Genomic DNA, 916 nt, shown 5'->3' with positions numbered 1-916 from the left:
ATTAAAACCTCTTCTTCTTAACATCTTCTAAGATATTATTAGCTATATCACTTACTGTACTAGAAATAATAGCTGATTCATTAGCAATTTCAACATTATCTTTAGTAGTTTGATCAATTTGAGCTACGCTATCATTGATTTGAGTAATACCTGCAGTTTGTTCTTTAATACTTTCTGCCATATCATTGATAGATTGAACAAGTAAATTAGTATTAGCTTCTATTTCAGATAAAGACTTTTGAGTTCTCTCAGCTAGCTTTCTAACTTCATCAGCCACAACAGCAAAACCTCTACCATGTTCTCCAGCACGTGCAGCTTCAATAGCAGCATTTAAAGCTAAAAGATTGATTTGATCTGCAATATCTCCTATAATACCTGTAACATTTTTAATCTCTTCAGATTGAGTGATAACATCACTAGTCTTAACAGAAACATTTTGCATAGAAGAAGTGATCTCTTCTAAAGCTGCAGCTGTTTCTTCTAAAGATTGAGCTTGAGAATTTGAAGAAGTGGTTAAGCTTTGAACAGCAGTTTGTAATTTTCCACTTTCATTAGCTAAAGCATTAGCAAAGTCTGAACTTTGTTTTAGCATTTTAACTATTTCATCACCTAAAGCATTTGTAGTTAATTCAACACTACCACTAGCATTTTCTAATTTATTTCTAAAATCTAAGCTTTTATATTCTTCAAATATTTTATGAATAGCATTCATATCAGAACCTACTCTAGCTTGTAAAACATCTAATAGTCTATTTAAGACATTTTTTAATTCTATTAACTGAGGATTCCTAGGATTAGCAGTAATTCTTGCTGTTAGATTACCACCTTCTACAACTGATACGGTTTGAACTGATTCTTTAACGGCTTGATTGTCTTGTTCTAAACCTTTTTTAGTAGCAAGGATGTTTTCGTTGAT

At 31.3% G+C, this 916-nt stretch carries 1 protein-coding gene; it reads right to left on the bottom strand.

Annotated elements, in window-relative coordinates; translation table 11 throughout:
* Position 1: 1 nt before the first annotated feature.
* Positions 2–916: methyl-accepting chemotaxis protein (locus ACOTU8_RS08680; RefSeq protein WP_422342545.1), on the bottom strand; the 915-nt coding region annotated here is incomplete at its 5' end.

The organism is Campylobacter jejuni (genome assembly GCF_049221745.1).
In the GTDB taxonomy this organism is placed as follows: Bacteria; Campylobacterota; Campylobacteria; order Campylobacterales; family Campylobacteraceae; genus Campylobacter_D; species Campylobacter_D jejuni_E.
Note: the sequence above shows the minus strand (reverse complement) of the source record. Positions and strands in the feature narration are given on the sequence as shown.